The following is a 17,927-nucleotide window of genomic DNA, read 5'->3' as shown; positions in this document are numbered from 1 at the left end:
GCTTAAAGAGGTTACTCGCCGCGGTGGAAGAGCACGGAGTAGACGCGCTTGGTTAGCCCGATGGGCAGGGCGCGGTACAGGTTGCGCACGGCGAGGTTCGCCAGCGCGCGTGGCCGCGAGATCAGCCCGTATTCGACGAGGTTGGCCTGCATGGTGCGCTCGGCGCGGCGGGTGTCGACGCTGGCGCGGCGTCGCAGCTGGTCGTCGGTGACGCGGAAGTAGGTCAGTGGCTCGTCGAGGTTGGCCAGGGTGTGGCCGGCGGCGATGAGGCGCGCCCACAGGTCGTAGTCCTCCATGAACGGCACGTGCTGGTAGCCGCCGACGGCTTTGACGGCGTCGGTGCGGAAGGTGACCGCGGGGTGGTTGAGCGGGGAGTTGATTTTCACGTACGCGTTCGGATCCCGCGGCAGTGCGCGGATGGTGCCGCGGTCGCCGGGGGTGTGTTCGAACTCTTCCATGGCGCTGCCGAGTGCGGCCACGTCCGGGTGCGCCTCCAGGTACGCGAGCTGTTTGGCGAAGCGCTCCGGTTTGGCGGCGTCGTCGGAGTCGATGCGTGCGGTGTAGGTGGCGTTGATCGTCGCTAAGCCTGCGTTGAGCGCCCGGCCTAGGCCGACGTTTTCGGGTAGTTCGACCACGCGAGCGCCATGCTTTGCGACGACCCCACGCACCGCCCCAGATACCTCCCCGTCAAAGACCACCACAACCTCGTCGGCCGGGTGGGTTTGGGCGTCGAGGGAGTTGAGCGTGAGTTCGAGTTCGTCAGCGTCGGTGGCGTGGTAGACGCTCATAAGGGCGGAAAGGGTGGGCATTAGGCCTCCTCGGCGGCGTCGATAAGGTAGCGGCCGTAGCCGGATTTGAGCACGGCCTCACCGAGCGCGCGCAGCTGGGCGGCGTCGATGAAGCCTTCACGGTAGGCGGCGACCTCCGGCGAACCGATGACGGTGCCGGTGCGTTTTTGCAGCACTTCGACGTAGGAGCTGGCCTCGCTCATCGAATCGATCGTGCCGGTATCCAGCCACACATCCCCGCGGTGCAGGCGGTGCACCTTCAGGTCGCCGCGCTTGAGGTAGGCCTCGTTAACCGAGGTGATTTCCAACTCGCCGCGCGCCGAGGGGGTGATGTTCTTGGCGATCTCCACCACGTCGTTGTCGTAGAAGTACAACCCCACGACCGCGAAGTTCGACTTCGGTTGGGCCGGTTTCTCCTCGATGGACAGGGCGGTGCCGTCCGCGTCGAAATCCACCACGCCGTAGCGCTGCGGGTCCGACACCTCGTAGGCGAAGATCGCCCCGCCCTCAATCTCACGTACCTGGCCGAGCGCTTCCAGGATGCCGGCGCCGTCGAAGATGTTGTCGCCAAGCACCAGGGCGACGGCGTCGTCGCCAATAAAATCCTCGCCGATCAGAAACGCTTGGGCGAGGCCTTCCGGCTTCGGCTGTTCGGCGTAGTGGAGCATGATGCCGAGGTGGGAGCCGTCGCCAAGCAAACGCTCGAAATTCGCGCGGTCCTCCGGCGTGGTGATGATCAGAATCTCCCGAATCCCCGCGCTGATCAGCGTGGACAGCGGGTAGTAGATCATCGGCTTGTCGTAAATCGGCATCAACTGCTTCGAGATGCCCTGCGTGATCGGGTACAGCCGCGTACCCGATCCGCCCGCCAGAATGATGCCTTTCATAGCCCCGAAGTCTAGTGGGCAGCCAACTTCCCACTAACTTCCCATGTTGGTAAGTAGTTGGGAAGTTGATTGGGAAGCTCTACTTCGTAAGCCGGTACCGCTGTTTCGGGCTTCGAGAAGGCTCAGTGCGTTCAACTCGCCCTTCTTCCATCAGCTGATTCAAAGCCAACTGGATTGCGCTGCGGCTTCTCCCCGTTGCATTTCTTAGTTCAGTGCTTGACCAGGAATGTTGTTCATCGAAAAGTCGGAGAACCTGTTGGTAAGCCGTTTCATGAGTTTCTTCAGCAGCGACTTTCCTCTTATGAAAAGTCACAGAGAAATGCGTGAGAGAATTACTGAAAACAGGAGGTGGCATAAGCGCATCAGCGGTCGCTCGTGTCATCGTCGCGATACCCGTACCTCTATTTTCAGCGACGAGACCCCCGTCATCGAAATGAAGGTCTTCCAAAAAAGTTGCTAGCTGTTGGTTTCTCGTAGAAGACGCACCAGGGGTTCCCAAATTCTCCTTAGTAACACCGCCGTAAAGTCCGCCAGGATTAGATATGACTAGCCTGTCCACGAACATGTCGATCTGTACTGGTGTGCCGAGTGCAGTCGGGGAATAATCGCGATGCATAAGTGCGTTGACGAGTGCCTCGCGAACTGCGATTTGAGGATAGTCCGGTAAATCTCGGCGGAAAACTCCTTCGATAAGACCAGCAGTTCGCATATTTTTCTCAACTAGACGGACACCTTCGTCTACCAGCTCGGGGATAGGGCCTCTAAGTCGCGCACTATCCAGCAGTCGAATTCCTTCTCCTACCTCGCCTTTTTCGGCACCTGGATAGAGGGCGAAAGTGACTGTCAGTCGTGGATAGAATTCTTGAGGAAAGTCGCCCATTGCTAACAGTGCTGCGAAGGTAGGGGAGTCGCCTTGGAGCACTTGAAGCCGTCGGAGCGCGATGTCTTCCCCGTCCTTAAAGGTCTTCGGACGTGAATTGCGTTGTTGCTGAAGGTAGGACCGAAGAATATTTTCATCTAAGTCGGTTAAGCGTGCTTCTTCGACGGGAGTGCGATCCCAGCGTGGTTGGTGGCTTTCCTCGCGCAATCGATCCACTTCATACGCGGTAAGGCGATGTTCGCTTTCGCCTAAACGGATATAGCTGCCACCGTAGGGCCCACGTGCGGTGATATAACACGGTTTATCAAACGGAGCCATTTCTTTGAAATGTGCAACGACGACACTGGAACCTTCGAATGGCATGACTTCGACCGTTGGACGGACTGGCGGAGTGAGCTTCTCGCAAAATGAATTTAGAGAGTCTTGAGTTTTCCGGGAATCGAAGTTGGGAACCGGGGTGAAACCCGATTCTTCGTCGATTCCAAAAATGATGATTCCGCCGTCTTTGTTAGAAAAAGCACTGAGTGTTTCCAACATGTTTTTGCCGGCGCCGGATTTAACTTCTACGTGCTGCTGTTCAGTACCGATTATGCGGAGTTTGTCTAGCAGCTGAGCAAGATCGACCGGCAACATGCCACCAACTTACCAATCAACTTCCCATGTTGGTAAGTAGTTGGGAAGTTGATTGGTAAGTTGCCTGCGACCTCAGTTAGCGCAGGCCCGGGATCTGGAGACCCAACTGTGGTGCGAAAGCCGCCGCGATACCGACGACTGCGAGGACAGCGGCGATCACGCCGACCACGATGCCAGCGGTGGAGGAGCCGTCTTCCTTGCTCGGCTGGCTCGCGGGCTTCGTCGGGAACGCAACCGTGGTGTTGCCTTCACCGAGGCAAGCTTCCTCAGCGTCCGCGTTGGCGTTGAGGAAGGCGTTCAGGCCCTCGAAGTACTTGCCAGCGGAGGTTTTCTCGAAGGTGGAGTAGAACTTCTCCATCTGTGCCTCGTTGCCAAGGACATCGGTGAGACCAAGCAAGAGAGCTAGCAGGGCGCCAGCGAAGTTGCCTTCGATATCGCCCTCTTTCTTCCTCGCTTCGACGTAGTAATTATCCCAGTCTGTTTCCTCGGATTCGGTGCCGCCGGCGAGGTTCTGCCCATAGGCAGCTCGCGCGCGCAGCTGCAGATAAAACTTCGCGGTCGACTCATTCATACCTGCCATACCCAGTCGGTTCAGGTACGAGTCCTTGTTCAGGGCGTCGAATGCTGCGTCGAAGGCATCGACAGTCTTGTGGCCGGTGAGTGGTTGCTTGTTGGCGTCGACGAAGTCATTGCCAACGGGACGAGCGGACGGGTATGCGGCTTCGAGCGACAGGTTGATGTCGCGTGCAAACGTCGAGTCGAGTCGGCTCGCCACGTCCTGTTCCATCGATGTCAGGAAATCCTTCTCCGCCGCGGTGAAGGTCACCTTGCATTTGTTTTGGTTGAGGGGGCCGATCTGCGCTGCCTGCGCAGGCGTGACAGCGGAAAAGACCACAGCGGTGGCAGTAGCAAGAGCAAGGAAGCGCGACGTTTTCATGGAAATCTCCTGGGAACGGGGTGGGGACTTCCGTAAGTATAAGCGGGATTCACCCCCTCAGCTGGGCTATCGCATGGCGACGTAGAGCGCGAGCGCCGCCCGCCAGTTCGTCGGCGCGAACCCTGTGGCCTTGATCTTGTCCAGCGACAGAGTGGATTCGCGGGGGCGCACGGCGGCGTCGAGGCCGTACTCTTCGGTGGTGACGGGGTGGACGTCGGCGGGGTTGCCGCCCATGGCGATGTAGACGGCCATGGCGATTTCGTCGCGGCCGACGGTGTCGCCGTCGGAGGTGATGTTGTACACGCCGTATTCGGCACCGGTGCGAAGCAGGTGCGCGATGCCTTTGGCCAGGTCTTCGGCGGAGGTGGGGCGCCCGCGCTGGTCGGATACCACCTTCGGCGTGGCGCCCTTTTCGGCGAGTTGGGCCATGGTTTCCATGAAGTTGGCGCCGTCGCCGAAGACCCAGGAGGTGCGCACGACGTAGTGTTTGCGGGCGGTTTGGGCGGCGGTGTCGCCGGCGGCTTTGGAGGCTCCGTAGGCGGACAGCGGCGAGGGCACTTCGGCCTCATCGTGGACCTCGACTGTGCCGTCGAAGATGTAGTCGGAGGAGACGTGGACGAAGGTGAGGTCGTGCTCGTCGGCAAGCCTGGCGAGTGCGGCGGGGGCGGTGGCGTTGGTGGCCCAGGCGGTGGCGCGGTCGGTTTCGGCGCCGTTGACGTCGTTGTATGCGGCGCAGTTGACCACGGCCCAAAACTCGGACCAGTCGATACCCATGCTGCCCGTCGCGTCAGCGGCGTGGCAGATGTCGAAGTCGTCGCGGCCGACAAACAACGCCTCGTCGTCCGACCAGATTGCACGCAGCGCGCGGCCGAGCTGCCCGTTGGCGCCGGTGACGAGGATGCGGCGGGGTGGTAGTGGGGTGGCGTCGGCAAGCATGGGGTGCGCTTGGTCGGCGGCGGAGAGTTCGGTGGGCTCCAGCGGCCAGTCGATCTCGCGGTACGAGCAGTAGGCGCCGCCGGGGCTGTAGCGCTGGTTGACCAGGTAGATGTATGTGGTGTCGTCTTCAAGCGCTTGGAAGCCGTTGGCTACGCCGCGGGGGACGAACACGGCGGTGTCGGGTCCGATTTCGCAGGTGAACGTTTCGCCGTAGGTTTCGGAGCCGGCGCGCATGTCTACCCACGCGCCGAAGACGCGTCCGGTGGCGACGGAGACCCATTTGTCCCAGGGTTCTGCGTGCATACCGCGGGTGGCGCCGCGTCGGGCGTTGTAGCTCACGTTTTGTTGCCGCGGTACGAGTGCTTGGCCGGCCCAGTTTTCTTTGAACCAGCCGCGGTTGTCTTCGTGCAGTGTGAGGTCGTGGATTTCAAGTCCTGCGATCATTACTGTCCCCTTTGCGCATATTGCTTCTCGACGACACCCTTACCGTCCTCCCACCACCGACGATTCTCTCGGTACCAGTCGATGGTGTCGCGCAGTCCGGTGTCGAAGTCGTGCTTGGGTGTCCAGCCGAGTTCGGTGCGGAGTTTGGTGGCGTCCATGGTGTAGCGCTGGTCGTGGCCGGGCCGGTCGGCGACGTGTTCGTAGGTGCCGCCCATGATTTCGCAGATTGTTTCGATGACCTGCTTGTTTGTGGTGTGTGGCTGGTTTGCGCCGATATTATAGGTTTCGCCGAGCCGGCCGTGCTCGAGGATGGTGAGGACGGCGTCGTTGTGGTCGTCGACATGGATCCAGTCGCGCACCTGGGCGCCGGTGCCGTAGAGCTTCGCGGGTTGGCCGCACAGGATGTTGGTGATCTGGCGGGGGATGAACTTTTCTACGTGCTGGTAGGGGCCGTAGTTGTTGGAGCAGTTCGAGATCGTCGCTTTGATGCCGAAGGAGCGGACCCATGCGCGCACGAGGTGGTCGGAGCCGGCCTTAGTGGCGGAGTAGGGCGACGACGGGTTGTAGGGGGTGGTTTCGGTGAATGCGTCGTTGCCGCCGAGTTCGAGGTCGCCAAAGACTTCATCGGTGGAGATGTGGTGGAGGCGCTTATCAAACTTGCGCACGGCTTCCAGCAGGGTAAAGGTGCCCACCACGTTGGATTGTACGAACGCGCTTGGGTCCCGCAGGGAGTTGTCGTTGTGGGATTCTGCCGCGAAGTGGATGACGGCGTCGGTGCGGTTGACCAGGTCGTCGATAAGCGATTGCTCGCAAATGTCCCCCTGGACGAACTCGACGCCCTCGGGGACGTTGGCGCGGTTGCCGGCGTAGGTGAGTTTGTCCACCACGACGACGCGGTAGCGCTGCGCCGCCATGCGTGCGAAGTTCGACCCGATGAAACCGGCGCCGCCGGTGACCAGCAAAGATTCCATATCGCGTTACCTTACAAGGCCTGCGAGGTGCACGAGCGCACCGACAACCGGCCCGACGAACAGGGCGACGGTAACGGAGGTGGCCACGCCCCACGGCGCGATGAAGAGGACGGCGAAGGCGCTGAGCGTGGCCGCGACCCAGCCTGCCACGTAGAACGCATGCCGCTCCTGTGCGAGCACTGCCACGCCGGTGATCATGAGCATGCCCATGAACGCCGAGGCGAACGTGAGCAGCCCGAGCGTGAGGCCGGCGACGAACAGTTCCGGTTTGAACGCGAGGCGCAGGATCCATGGGCCGATGAGCCACGCGGCGGCGAAACCGACCACGCCGAGGGCGAGCACCGCGCCGATGGGGGCGGCCAGCGCCTTGTAAATACGGTCGCGGTGTTCCACGAACCGCACCACCAGCGCCGATTGGAAGCGTTGCAGCGGCACGAGCACGGGTGCGCGGGTGAGCATGACGGCATTCGAGATCGCGGCGACGGTCAGGGAGGTCTGCGGGTCGTCGGGAAACGCGGCGCTGACGGCGGTGGGGAAGCCGGTGATCAGCGCGGCGGAGGCGCCCGAGGCGGTCATGGCGGAGAGGACGCGGCGCACGAACGTGGCGCGGTCCACGTCCAAGGCGACGCGCACCGGGTCGACGGCAAGGATGACCACCCAGCTCAGGGCGCCGATAACGGTGATGATGAGGAACTCGCGAAGCCCACCGCCGAGCAGCAGCGTGAACACGGCGAGGACCAGGCGCGCGCCGGAGTCCAACGCCACGAGCGCGGCGTAGCGCTCCCACAGCCCCGCGCCGGACAGCACACCGGAGAGCACCGATTGGAACGCGTAAGACAGCAGGCCGAACGCCAGTAGCGCGGTGGCCAGCGTCGGGTCGGAGGGGACGATCGTACCCATGCCGAACAGGCCGAACACCGCCACGAGCGCCAGCGCCACCCCGCCGATGACCGCACCCATGCGCCACGGGTTGGCGTTGCCGCGAGTGCCGTCCTCGCGGGCGGCGGCGACGGCGCGGGTGGTTTCGTGGGTGATGCCGTCCACGATCCCGGCGCAGGCGAAGAACAGCCCCCAGTAGGCCAGGAAGTACCGGTAGCCGGTTTCTACGTCCAGCGCCCAGCCGGCAACCCAGACGACGACCAGCCCGCTGATGGCGGCGAACACTGTCGCCAGCGAGAGGTGTTTCACGGGCACTCCGGCAGTTCGGCGCGCTGTACCCAGGCGTCCAGAATCCCTGTGACCTGCGCGGCGTCGGCGCCGTTGCGGGCAAAGGCGTCAATGAGCGTTTGCGTATCCACGATCCCGTCCGCGTTCGCAGCCACATAATCGCGCACCGTGTTGAAGAAGACTGGGTCGCCGACGCTTCGTCGTAAAGCATGCAGCGTGATCGCGCCGCGTTTGTACACGCGGTCGTCGAACATGTCGCGCGGGCCCGGATCCGCCAGGGTAAACCGCATGGGGGTGAGTTTGTCGTAGTGGGTGCGCACGGAGTCGTCGATAGGCATCTGTCCTGCGTGATCCGCCCACAGCCACTCGGCGTAGCAGGCGAAACCCTCGTTGAGCCAGATGTCGCGCCAGTGGCCGATGCCGAGCGAATTGCCGAACCATTGGTGCGCCAACTCGTGCGCGATCAGCCGCTGGTTGCGGCGCAGGTGGTTGATGCCGAAGATGGACAAACCGTGCGCCTCGAGCGGGATTTCCAGCGCCTCCTCGTGCACGACTACCTGGTAGTTCTCAAACGGGTACGGCCCGAAGACGGTTTCAAAGTAGTCCAGCATTGCCTGCTGTTTGTTCAGGTCGCCGGGTTGCGCGCCGGGCAGCCATGCGACGACGTTGCGGCCGAGCTCCACGCGTTGGAACTGGCCGACCTGCACCGTGGCCAGGTACGTCGGCATCGGGTGCGCCGTGGTGTTGGTGACGGCGACGTAGTCGCGGTCGGTGCGCACGTTAAACGTGTAGGTCGCCTTCTCGTCGGGGGTGTCGTTGCAGGGGAACCAGGTGGGTGCGCCGTTGGGCTGGTTGGCGGTCAGCGCGCCGTTGTCGAGTTCCTCCCAGCCGAGTTCGCCCCACGCGGTGCGTCGCGGGCGGGGGTTGCCGCCGTAGCGGATGGTGAGGGTGAATTCGGTGTGGGCCGGGAGGTCGTCGTGAAGCGAGATGCGCAATTTTCCACCCGACTGGCGGAAGCGCTTGATGCCACTGCTTATCGACGACTCCACGCGCCGAACCGCAAGCCCCTCCGCCACATCCAACGTCAGGTGGTGCAGGGCTTCGGTGGTGGTCAGCGTCAACGTTGCGGTGGCGTTGAGCCGGTTGGGTCCGACGATGTAGTCGAAATCCAGGTCGTAATGCGTGACGTGGAACCCACGGTTGGGTTCCACGCCCGTGTAGTTGTCGCTGCGGCGTTTCATCGCCTGCGAAGTCTAGTCCAGCGCGGGCTTACACCCCGAGTGCCGGTGCGATAGTGGTGCGCCAGGCCTTGTCCAGGTCGTCGCGCCAGTACGGCCAGGAGTGGGTGCCCACGTTGCGCAGCTCGAAGTGCGCCGGGATGTTCAACCCGTCGAGCTTTGCCTTGAGGTCGTGGGTGCAGGTGTTGATCGCAGCCTCGATCACGCCGCCTTCTACCTGCAGCGTTGCCGCGCCGATGTGTGCGATCGGGTCCGGTGCGCCGAGGCCGATGAGGTAGCTGACCTGGTCGCTGCGCCCCGCCAGGCCGGTGCCCGCGGAGACGTAGAGCTTCAGGCCGCGCAGTTTCTCGGCGTTGAGCAGGGCGTCGTTCCAGCGGTTGTAGGGTCCGCCCATCGGACCCCACATCATCTCCGGGGTGACGGTCTTGAAGTCCTGGGTAGCCGACGCGCGGTTCACGGTGATGCGGGCGAAGTTGTAACCGGCTGGCGAGGATGTCGCCGCGCAGCCGGAGAACGATGCCGCCGCCTTGTACATGCCCGGGTTGTGTTGCGGCAGGACGAGCGCCGAGGTGCCCGACATGGAGAACCCGGCGATCGCTCGGTTGTTATTTGCACCGAGGGTGCGCTCAATCGGACCAGGCAGTTCCTTGGTCAGGAACGTCTCCCACTTCTGCGGGCCGTTGAGGTATCGGGAGCGCACGGTTGGGGCGACCCAGTCGGTGTAGTACGAAAATGCGCCAGCCTGCGGGATGACCACGTTGACACCCTTGCCGGCGAAGTAATCCTTGGTGGTGTGCAGGTGGATCCAGTCCTGGTCCTGCTCCGCACCGCCTGCGCCGTTGAGCAGGTAGAGCGTCGGCGCGCCCTGAACGCGCTGGCCGGCCGGGTTGGTGGCGGGGATGACGGCAACCGGGATGTCACGGTTCATCGACGGGGAGAACACGTTGTAGGACAGGACCGTTTTGTGGTCGACCTGCTTCACCCAGGACTGCGGCTTGCCGGTGTGGATGACGGTCGGCGGGTTTGCCGTGGCGTCCCACGCCTTGACCACGCCAACCGGCTGCGCCACCGCGGGAGTCGTACCGCATGCGACGGCGACGGCGGTGAGTGCTGCGAGCGCAGCTTTCTTCAAGGTCTTCATGAGGCGGGTCCCCGTTTCTGTAACGAAAGTGTGTTGCCTGACGACATTCGAAGCGTCATTGTACGGTACATACGTTAAACCTGTGGCTATTGTTACAGATGTTCCACGTTTTGAAAGGAAAGCGACATGAACCCGATCGAATCCGTCCAGCTGCAGATCAACGAGGTCCTCGGCCAGCTCATCCACTTCGGCTCCTCGACGTCCTCCACGATCGCCTACGGCCTGGGCATGTTCTAAAAGCTAGAAAAAGAGGCACCCTGTGGCAGGGTGCCTCTTTTTTGTTGCCTGCTTTTACAGGCGCGGTTACAGGCCCAGTTACAGGCCGAGCGCCGACTTGAACACGGTCTCGTAGGAGCGCTTCAGGTCGTCGCGCCACACCGGCCAGGAGTGGGTGCCAACCGGGCGCAGCTCAGCGTGAGCGACCTCCGCACCGTTGGCACGCGCCTTGACCAGGAAGTCGTGGGTGCAGGCGTTCATCGCGGCCTCGATCGCGCCACCTTCGACCAGGAGGGTCGCGGCGTTCGCGGAACCCTTCACAAACGCGTCGGAGGAGTCCAGGCCCGCATCTTCGAGGCGCTTCCGCAACGTGCCCGGCATGTCGGTCTCCGCTGCGAGGCCGGTGCCGGTGGAGATGTACACCTTCGTGTCAGTGCCCGCCAGAGCTGGTGCGTTGACCAGGGCGTCGTAGCGGCGGTTGTAGTCCGAACCCATCGGGCCGAAGATGTACTCAGGCGTCATGACACCCGGTGCAGCACGGTCCACGGTGAGGTTGATGAAGAAGCTCGGCAGCGGACGCGACGTTGCCGGGCAGCCGGAGAACGAGCCGACGGCCTTAAACATGTTCGGGTTGTGCTCAGCGAGCAGCAGCGACGAGGTGGCGGACATAGACATGCCGATCACGCCACGGCGATTCGGGTCAGCCTTGATGTACGGCTCGATGGCCTGCGGCAGTTCCTTGGCCAGGAACGTCGACCACATCTGCTTGCCCTTGTAAAACACGTTTTTCTCCGTCGGCGGCTCTGCAGCCCAGTCGACGTAGTACGAGAACGCGCCCTCCATCGGGATGACCACGTTCGCGCCCGAGCGACCGTAGACCTCGTGGACTTCTTCGAGTGCCTGGGAAACCCAGTCGGTGTCCTGCTCGGAGCCACCAGCGCCGTTAAGTAGGTAAACCGTCGGGGCGTTCTCGACCGTTTCGCCCTTGTCGTTGGTGGCGTAGAACACCGCGACCGGGATGTCGCGTTCCATCGACTCCGAGTGCACGCGCAGCGCTTCGTTCTTCCACACGTGCTGGTTGTCGGCCAGACGCTTGACCCAGCGCTGGTCCGCGCCGCTCATCGTCTTCGGCACCTCGCCGAGTTCCTTGATTGCCGGGTGCTGCTGCATATCCTCACCCATCGGGTTCAGCTTCGCCGCATCCTCCGAAAGCACCGTGGCGTCCGCATCCGCGTCAGTGGCTGAGTCGTCCTTCCCGTCCTTCGAGGTGAGGTCCTCGTTGGTCGTGTCCTTGCTGGAGCCCTCCGGTACCAGCTCGGACGTGGTGGGGGTGGGCTCGTTCGAGGTCGACGTTGCCGACGTTTCCGACGTGGTCGACTTCTCAGTCGGCTCGGTCGTCTCCGAGGTCGTGGTCTCGGGCAATGTTGTATTCACTGTCGACTGGGCAGCGCTGAGGACGGCGGGGGTGTCGTCGTCAAGCGAAGATGCGTAATGGACAACGGGAACGGCACCTGCTGTAACAAGGGCGACAGCGGCTGCGGCGATGGCCGGACGCGTGAGTTTCACGGAACTGTGCTCGCTTTCCTAAAGACTTGGGGAGATCCTCCGCCACATTTTGCCAGACGGGGACGTACCATATGCATCGTGAGTAAAGAACATTTTGACGTTGTTGTCCTCGGCGCGGGCCCCGGTGGCTACGTCGCCGCCATCCGTGCAGCTCAGCTGGGTAAGAAAGTTGCTGTCATTGAGAAGCAGTACTGGGGCGGAGTCTGCCTCAACGTAGGCTGCATCCCATCCAAGGCGCTGATCAAGAACGCTGAAGTCGCTTCGATCTTCAACCACGAAGCAAAAACTTTCGGCATCAAGGGTGACGTGGAGTTTGACTACACCGACGCCCACAAGCGCTCCCGCCAGGTCTCCCAGAAGATCGTCGGCGGTGTGCACTACCTGATGAAGAAGAACAAGATCCAGGAAATCAACGGCCTGGGCTCCTTCAAGGACGCCAAGACCATCGAGATCACCGAAGGTGACGACAAGGGCAAGACCGTCACTTTCGACGACTGCATCATCGCCACCGGCGCCGTCGTGCGCACCCTGCCGGGCATCGAACTGTCCGAGAACGTCGTCTCCTACGAAGAGCAGATCCTCAACCCTGAGGCTCCGGAGAAGATGGTCATCGTCGGCGCAGGCGCCATCGGCATGGAGTTCGCCTACGTGCTGTCCAACTACGGCGTTGACGTCACCGTCATCGAGTACCAGGACCGCGTCCTGCCGAACGAGGACAAGGACGTATCCAAGGAGATCGCCAAGGCCTACAAGAAGCTTGGCGTGAAGCTGCTCACCGGCCACGCCACCACCGAGGTGCGCGACAACGGCGACACCGTCGAGGTCGACGTAAAGAAGAACGGCTCCGACAAGACCGAGACCCTCAAGGCTGACCGCGTGATGATCTCCGTCGGCTTCGCCCCGCGCACCGAGGGCTACGGCCTGGAGAACACCGGCGTCGAGCTCACCGACCGTGGCGCCATTGCTATCGACGAGCGCATGCGCACCAACGTCGATCACATCTACGCCATCGGCGACGTCACCGCGAAGCTCCAGCTCGCCCACGTCGCAGAGGCGCAGGGCATCATCGCTGCCGAGACCATCGCGGGTGCAGAGACCCTCGAAATCGAGGACTACATGATGACCCCGCGCGCCACCTTCTGTAACCCGCAGGTTGCATCCATGGGTTACACCGAGGAGCAGGCGAAGGAGAAGTGGCCAGACCGCGACATCAAGGTCGCGACCTTCCCGTTCACCGCAAACGGCAAGGCAGTTGGCCTGGCTGAGACCGCTGGCTTTGGCAAGCTCGTCGCCGACGCTGAGTTCGGCGAGATCCTCGGCGCCCACCTCGTTGGCGCGAACGTTTCCGAGCTTCTGCCGGAGGTTGTGCTTGCACAGCGCTTCGATCTGACCGCTGGTGAGATCGCTCGCTCCATCCACATCCACCCGACCCTGTCTGAGGTGCTCAAGGAAGTTGCCCACGGCGTCGAAGGCCACATGATCAACCTCTAATTGATCGACGTATAAAAAGGGGCGCGACCGGTGCGGTCGCGCCCCTTTTCGTGTGGTGTGGTGCGGATAGTCTAGCTGTCACTAGACGATCCGCACCATATTGAACATGGGTTGCGTTATCACCTGGGAAAACGCGGGCGAGGTGCGCTGATCGTCTAGTTGTGCAGCCAAGGTCGCTAGACGATCAGCAAAAGCAGAACGCGGCGCCCCGACTGGCGGGGCGCCGCGTGGTGTCGTCGAAAAGCGATTGCTTATGCGACTGCTGCTGCGAGCTTGTCCAGGGACTTGGCTAGGAAGTCGTCGTTGAACTTCTCGGTCATGCCCAGCAGGTTCTCCTCCAGCTCATCGCGCTGGTAGGTGAGCTTCACGGTGGTGTTGTCGGCGTCGATCGGCTCGAGCTCGTAGAGCCACTTCGCGCCAACCTTCACCTGGGCGGTGGTGTTTTCCACGTTCTTCCAGCCGATGATGCGGTCCGGCTGGATGGCGAAGACCTCGTTGACGGTCTGGTAGTCGCCGTCCTCCTTGGTCATGTTCATAGTGAACGTGTCGCCGACTGCCTTGAGGCGCTCGGCCTGATCGGCGGAGACAACCATGCCGGAGTCGTCGGTCTCGGCGTGGCGCTCGGGGTTGGACAGGATGTCGAAGATCGCGGCCGCAGGGGCATCAATCTGACGGGTTGCAGAGTTCTCGGTGTTCTTGTCAATAGCCATGGGGGCCAGCGTACCGATTTCGCCCCGAGCTGGCAGTTAGGTGAAACTAACCAACCAAAGATTGACACTTAACGGGGTGGGGATTGTTGGCTATCCACCATCAACGCCCCGCAGTGAGGAAGGTCACAAAGTGCGGTGCGTACTGGGGAGAGGGGTCAAGTGCCGGTTGAAACTTGGGAAAAACATGGATCGGCCTGCAATTCAGGTGTGTGTAACCGGCGCGATTCTCATAGAGTATTAGCGACACTGGAGGTGCCATGACTGTACAAAACGCAGACCGTGAAGCCATTCGTCACGGAAAAATTACTGAAAAGCCGCTGCGCGAGCGGCCGTCCTACCCAACATGGGCCATCAAGCTGACCATGGCCATCACCGGCCTCATCTTCGGTCTCTTCGTGCTTGGCCACATGGTGGGCAACCTGAAGATCTTTATGCCGCTGCACGCCGACGGCTCCGCGCCGATCGACGACTACGGCGAGTTCCTCCGCACGATCGGCGAGCCGCTGTTCCCGCGTGAGGGCTTCCTGTGGATTATTCGCATCGTGCTGCTCGCCTGCCTGGTGCTGCACGTTTGGGGAGCATTCGCCCTGCACGGCCGTTCGAAGAAGTCCCGCGGTCGCTTCAAGCGCACGGGCCTGATGGGTGGCTGGCAGTCCACCGCGACCCGCGCAATGCTGGTCACGGGTGTCATCCTGCTGCTGTTCATCGTGTTCCACATCCTGGACCTCACCATGGGTGTTGCTGTGGCTTCCGACGAGTTCGTCCACGGCGCAGTCCGCAACAACCTGCTGGCTACCTTCGGCCCAGGTCGTTGGTGGGTCACCCTGGTTTACGTTGTCGCGAACCTGGCACTGCTGCTGCACCTGACCCACGGCATCTACCTCGCTGTGTCTGACCTTGGCTGGTTGGGCAAGCGCGGTGAGGGCCTCATGGTCGTGCTCGCGTACATCCTCCCGTTCATCGTCGTCGCCGGAAACGTCATCATGCCGATCGCTCTTGCGGCCGGCTGGGTCCCGGACTTCGTTCGGTAATGGCCAAATAGGAGAAACAATATGACTACCTCTATTTCCTCGAATCAGGGTTCGCACGGCGAGCAGGCCTCCACCGAGACGCCGGCTGCCGGCCAGGCCCAGGCACAGGCGTTCCGTCAGCCGGAGTCGGCTGCTGCTGGTGTCACCCCGGGTGAGATCCTGCAGTCCAACGAGCCAAACCGCGACGAAGTGCGCATGAAGGACATGTGGGAGTTCCAGAAGGACCACATGAACCTGGTGTCGCCGCTGAACCGTCGTAAGTTCACCGTCCTCGTTGTTGGTACCGGCCTGTCCGGTGGCGCAGCTGCTGCGGCACTTGGCGAGCTCGGCTACAACGTCAAGTCCTTCACCTACCACGATGCTCCGCGTCGTGCGCACTCCATTGCTGCACAGGGTGGCGTCAACTCCGCCCGCGGCAAGAAGGTGGATAACGACGGTGCTTACCGCCACGTCAAGGACACCGTGAAGGGCGGCGACTACCGCTGCCGCGAGTCCGACTGCTGGCGCCTGGCTGTCGAGTCGGTCCGCGTGATCGACCACATGAACGCCATTGGCGCTCCGTTCGCTCGTGAGTACGGCGGCACCCTGGCCACCCGTTCGTTCGGTGGCGTGCAGGTCTCCCGTACCTACTACACCCGTGGCCAAACAGGCCAGCAGCTGCAGCTGTCCACCGCTTCGGCTCTGCAGCGCCAGATCCACCTGGGCAACGTTGAGATCTTCACTCACCACGACCTGATGGATCTGATCATCACCGAGAAGGACGGCAAGAAGCACTGCTCCGGCATTGTGACCCGTAACCTGATCAACGGTGAGATCACGCCGTTCACCGGCCACGCAGTCATCCTGGCTACCGGCGGTTACGGCAACGTGTACCACAAGACCACGCTGGCGAAGAACTCCAACTCTTCCGCCATGATGCGTGCGTACGAGCGTGGTGCCTACCTGGCGTCCCCGTGCTTCGTCCAGTTCCACCCGACCGGTCTTCCGGTCAACGCGAAGTGGCAGGCAAAGACCACGCTGATGTCGGAGTCGCTGCGTAACGACGGCCGCATTTGGACCCCGAAGGAAAAGGGCGACGACCGCGACCCGAACACCATTCCGGAAGACGAGCGTGACTACTTCCTGGAGCGTCGCTACCCGGCCTTCGGCAACCTGGTGCCGCGTGACGTTGCGTCCCGTGCGATCTCCCAGCAGCTCAATGCCGGCTACGGTGTTGGCCCGCTGCACAACTCCGCATACCTGGACTTCTCCGACGCGATTGAGCGCCTCGGCGAGGACACCATCCGTGAGCGTTACTCGAACCTGTTCGAGATGTACGAGGACTCCACTGGCGACGACCCGTACAAGGCTCCGATGCGTATTGCACCGACCGTCCACTTCACCATGGGCGGCCTGTGGACCGACTTCAACGAGATGACCTCCATCGACGGCCTGTTCGCCGCCGGTGAGTGCTCCTGGACCTACCACGGTGCAAACCGTCTGGGTGCTAACTCGCTGCTGTCCGCATCCGTCGACGGCTGGTTCACCCTGCCGTTCACCGTCCCGAACTACCTGGCAAACCACCTCGGTGAGGAGAAGCTCTCCGAGGACTCCCAGGAAGCCAAGGACGTTGTTGCTGAGGTGGAGGAGCGCATCGCGCGCATCATGTCCATCCGTGGTCCGGAGCCGCACGGCCCGGAGCACTTCCACGAGCAGCTCGGCGACATCCTCTACGAGCACTGCGGCGTTGCCCGCACCGTGGAGGGCCTGGAAGAGGGCATCCGTAAGATCCGTGCACTGCGCGAGGACTTCTGGACCAACATTCACATCCCGGGTACCGCGGATGACATGAACCAGACCCTCGAGGCAGCGCTGCGCCTGGTTGACTACATCAACCTCGGCGAGCTCATGTGCATCGACGCTCTTGACCGCGACGAGTCCTGCGGTGCTCACTACCGTATGGATCACCTCACCGATGACGGCGAGGCAGAGCGTGACGACGACAACTGGTGCTTCGTCTCCGCGTGGGAGCCGGCCGGCGAAGGCCAGTTCATCCGCCACGCTGAACCCCTGTACTTCGATTCGATCCCGCTGATGGCAAGGAACTACAAGTAATGAAACTGACACTTGAAATCTGGCGCCAGGCTGGTCCTGACACTGAGGGCAGCTTCGAGACCGTCCAGGTCGACGACGCTGTGGAGCAGATGTCCATCCTGGAGCTGCTCGACCACGTCAACAACAACTACGTCGAAGAGGGCAAAGAACCGTTCGTGTTCGCCTCTGACTGCCGCGAAGGCATTTGCGGCACCTGTGGCGTACTGGTCAACGGTCGCCCGCACGGTGCTGGCCAGAACACGACGGCCTGCCTGCAGCGCCTGTTTAACTACAACGACGGCGATACGCTCAAGATTGAGCCGTTCCGCTCCGGTGCATTCCCGGTGATCAAGGACCTGACTGTGGACCGTTCCGCTCTGGACCGCGTCATGCAGCAGGGTGGCTACGTCTCGGTCAACGCCGGTACCGCTCCGGATGCTGACACGCTGGCTGTGAACCACAAGGACGCAGAGACCGCGCTTGACTACGCGGCCTGCATCGGCTGTGGCGCTTGTGTGGCTGCCTGCCCGAACGGTGCTGCGCACCTGTTCACTGGCGCGAAGCTCAAGCACCTGAAGCTGCTGCCGCTGGGCAAGATGGAGCGCGGCCGCCGTGCCCGCAACATGGTTGATGAGCTGGAGACGAACTTCGGCCACTGCTCGCTGTACGGCGAGTGTGCTGATGTTTGCCCGGCCGGTATCCCGCTTGATGCAGTCGGTGCGATCAACGCTGAGCGTGCCCGTGCTGCCTTCAAGGGTGGCGACGACTAGATCTGCCGTATACTCCGAGGTATTGGAGTCCTGGTAGAACCAGCAGTA

General features: G+C 62.2%; 15 protein-coding genes. 4 read left to right on the top strand and 11 right to left on the bottom strand.

All coding sequences use genetic code 11. The features are described from left to right. Window positions 1-11: 11 nt before the first annotated feature. From HMPREF3171_RS03580 to HMPREF3171_RS03535, 10 genes are all read right to left on the bottom strand, one after another. Window positions 12-809 carry a glycosyltransferase gene (locus tag HMPREF3171_RS03580; RefSeq protein ID WP_070482970.1) on the bottom strand — a complete coding sequence of 266 codons (798 nt, stop codon included), beginning with the start codon at window positions 807-809 and terminating at the stop codon, window positions 12-14. Then, on the bottom strand, window positions 809-1,675 hold the full coding sequence (rfbA, locus tag HMPREF3171_RS03575; RefSeq protein WP_070482967.1) for a glucose-1-phosphate thymidylyltransferase RfbA: 867 nt from the start codon (window positions 1,673-1,675) through the stop codon (window positions 809-811). The genes HMPREF3171_RS03580 and rfbA overlap by 1 nt, the downstream gene beginning before the upstream one ends. A 79-nt stretch (window positions 1,676-1,754) precedes the next feature. Continuing rightward, a complete protein-coding gene (locus HMPREF3171_RS11610; protein ID WP_070829323.1) occupies window positions 1,755-3,188 on the bottom strand; it encodes an ATP-binding protein in 1,434 nt (477 codons plus the stop codon). A gap of 76 nt (window positions 3,189-3,264) precedes the next feature. Continuing rightward, complete coding sequence (locus HMPREF3171_RS03565) at window positions 3,265-4,125, bottom strand: hypothetical protein (protein WP_070482961.1); 861 nt, start codon at window positions 4,123-4,125, stop codon at window positions 3,265-3,267. Between the two features lie 66 nt (window positions 4,126-4,191). Further along, window positions 4,192-5,505, bottom strand: coding sequence for a sugar nucleotide-binding protein (locus HMPREF3171_RS03560; RefSeq protein ID WP_070482958.1), 1,314 nt, complete (start codon window positions 5,503-5,505; stop codon window positions 4,192-4,194). Then, a complete protein-coding gene (gene rfbB / locus HMPREF3171_RS03555) occupies window positions 5,505-6,476 on the bottom strand; it encodes a dTDP-glucose 4,6-dehydratase (RefSeq protein WP_070482955.1) in 972 nt (323 codons plus the stop codon). Before rfbB ends, HMPREF3171_RS03560 begins: the two co-directional genes overlap by 1 nt. Before the next feature lie 6 nt (window positions 6,477-6,482). Further along, complete coding sequence (locus HMPREF3171_RS03550) at window positions 6,483-7,664, bottom strand: polysaccharide biosynthesis protein (RefSeq protein ID WP_070482952.1); 1,182 nt, start codon at window positions 7,662-7,664, stop codon at window positions 6,483-6,485. Continuing rightward, complete coding sequence (locus HMPREF3171_RS03545) at window positions 7,661-8,884, bottom strand: M1 family metallopeptidase (protein ID WP_070482949.1); 1,224 nt, start codon at window positions 8,882-8,884, stop codon at window positions 7,661-7,663. The genes HMPREF3171_RS03550 and HMPREF3171_RS03545 overlap by 4 nt, the downstream gene beginning before the upstream one ends. Before the next feature lie 28 nt (window positions 8,885-8,912). Next, entirely contained in the window at window positions 8,913-10,022 is a 1,110-nt protein-coding gene (locus HMPREF3171_RS03540) for an alpha/beta hydrolase (RefSeq protein WP_070482945.1), read from the bottom strand. Window positions 10,023-10,337: 315 nt separating this feature from the next. After that, the gene (locus HMPREF3171_RS03535; protein WP_141743333.1) at window positions 10,338-11,804 is read right to left on the bottom strand and encodes an alpha/beta hydrolase; all 1,467 of its coding nucleotides are present in this window, start codon (window positions 11,802-11,804) and stop codon (window positions 10,338-10,340) included. 78 nt (window positions 11,805-11,882) lie between these two features. Here HMPREF3171_RS03535 and lpdA point away from each other — a divergent pair, with 78 nt between their 5' ends. After that, window positions 11,883-13,295, top strand: coding sequence for a dihydrolipoyl dehydrogenase (gene lpdA / locus HMPREF3171_RS03530; RefSeq protein WP_070453155.1), 1,413 nt, complete (start codon window positions 11,883-11,885; stop codon window positions 13,293-13,295). 251 nt (window positions 13,296-13,546) lie between these two features. Here lpdA and HMPREF3171_RS03525 read toward each other — a convergent pair whose 3' ends face one another. Further along, window positions 13,547-14,005, bottom strand: coding sequence for an SRPBCC family protein (locus tag HMPREF3171_RS03525; protein WP_070482942.1), 459 nt, complete (start codon window positions 14,003-14,005; stop codon window positions 13,547-13,549). Between the two features lie 257 nt (window positions 14,006-14,262). Here HMPREF3171_RS03525 and HMPREF3171_RS03520 point away from each other — a divergent pair, with 257 nt between their 5' ends. Genes HMPREF3171_RS03520 through HMPREF3171_RS03510 form a run of 3 tightly spaced genes read left to right on the top strand, consistent with a single transcriptional unit; the run spans window position 14,263 to window position 17,879 of the window. Beyond that, a complete protein-coding gene (locus HMPREF3171_RS03520; RefSeq protein WP_070421514.1) occupies window positions 14,263-15,036 on the top strand; it encodes a succinate dehydrogenase cytochrome b subunit in 774 nt (257 codons plus the stop codon). 21 nt (window positions 15,037-15,057) lie between these two features. Further along, the gene (locus HMPREF3171_RS03515) at window positions 15,058-17,130 is read left to right on the top strand and encodes a fumarate reductase/succinate dehydrogenase flavoprotein subunit (RefSeq protein WP_070482939.1); all 2,073 of its coding nucleotides are present in this window, start codon (window positions 15,058-15,060) and stop codon (window positions 17,128-17,130) included. Then, entirely contained in the window at window positions 17,130-17,879 is a 750-nt protein-coding gene (locus tag HMPREF3171_RS03510) for a succinate dehydrogenase/fumarate reductase iron-sulfur subunit (RefSeq protein WP_070421512.1), read from the top strand. Before HMPREF3171_RS03515 ends, HMPREF3171_RS03510 begins: the two co-directional genes overlap by 1 nt. Window positions 17,880-17,927 lie beyond the last annotated feature (48 nt).

The organism is Corynebacterium sp. HMSC08F01, from assembly GCF_001807545.1.
Taxonomy (GTDB): Bacteria; Actinomycetota; Actinomycetes; order Mycobacteriales; family Mycobacteriaceae; genus Corynebacterium; species Corynebacterium coyleae.
Note: the sequence above shows the minus strand (reverse complement) of the source record. Positions and strands in the feature narration are given on the sequence as shown.

Excerpts from the sequence above, each read along its gene's own strand:
- HMPREF3171_RS03580 (WP_070482970.1), bottom strand. The coding sequence starts at position 809 with ATGCCCACCCTTTCCGCCCTTATGAGCGTCTACCACGCCACCGACGCT.
- rfbA (WP_070482967.1), bottom strand. The coding sequence starts at position 1,675 with ATGAAAGGCATCATTCTGGCGGGCGGATCGGGTACGCGGCTGTACCCG.
- HMPREF3171_RS11610 (WP_070829323.1), bottom strand. The coding sequence starts at position 3,188 with ATGTTGCCGGTCGATCTTGCTCAGCTGCTAGACAAACTCCGCATAATC.
- HMPREF3171_RS03565 (WP_070482961.1), bottom strand. The coding sequence starts at position 4,125 with ATGAAAACGTCGCGCTTCCTTGCTCTTGCTACTGCCACCGCTGTGGTC.
- HMPREF3171_RS03560 (WP_070482958.1), bottom strand. The coding sequence starts at position 5,505 with ATGATCGCAGGACTTGAAATCCACGACCTCACACTGCACGAAGACAAC.
- rfbB (WP_070482955.1), bottom strand. The coding sequence starts at position 6,476 with ATGGAATCTTTGCTGGTCACCGGCGGCGCCGGTTTCATCGGGTCGAAC.
- HMPREF3171_RS03545 (WP_070482949.1), bottom strand. The coding sequence starts at position 8,884 with ATGAAACGCCGCAGCGACAACTACACGGGCGTGGAACCCAACCGTGGG.
- HMPREF3171_RS03540 (WP_070482945.1), bottom strand. The coding sequence starts at position 10,022 with ATGAAGACCTTGAAGAAAGCTGCGCTCGCAGCACTCACCGCCGTCGCC.
- HMPREF3171_RS03525 (WP_070482942.1), bottom strand. The coding sequence starts at position 14,005 with ATGGCTATTGACAAGAACACCGAGAACTCTGCAACCCGTCAGATTGAT.
- HMPREF3171_RS03520 (WP_070421514.1), top strand. The coding sequence starts at position 14,263 with ATGACTGTACAAAACGCAGACCGTGAAGCCATTCGTCACGGAAAAATT.
- HMPREF3171_RS03515 (WP_070482939.1), top strand. The coding sequence starts at position 15,058 with ATGACTACCTCTATTTCCTCGAATCAGGGTTCGCACGGCGAGCAGGCC.
- HMPREF3171_RS03510 (WP_070421512.1), top strand. The coding sequence starts at position 17,130 with ATGAAACTGACACTTGAAATCTGGCGCCAGGCTGGTCCTGACACTGAG.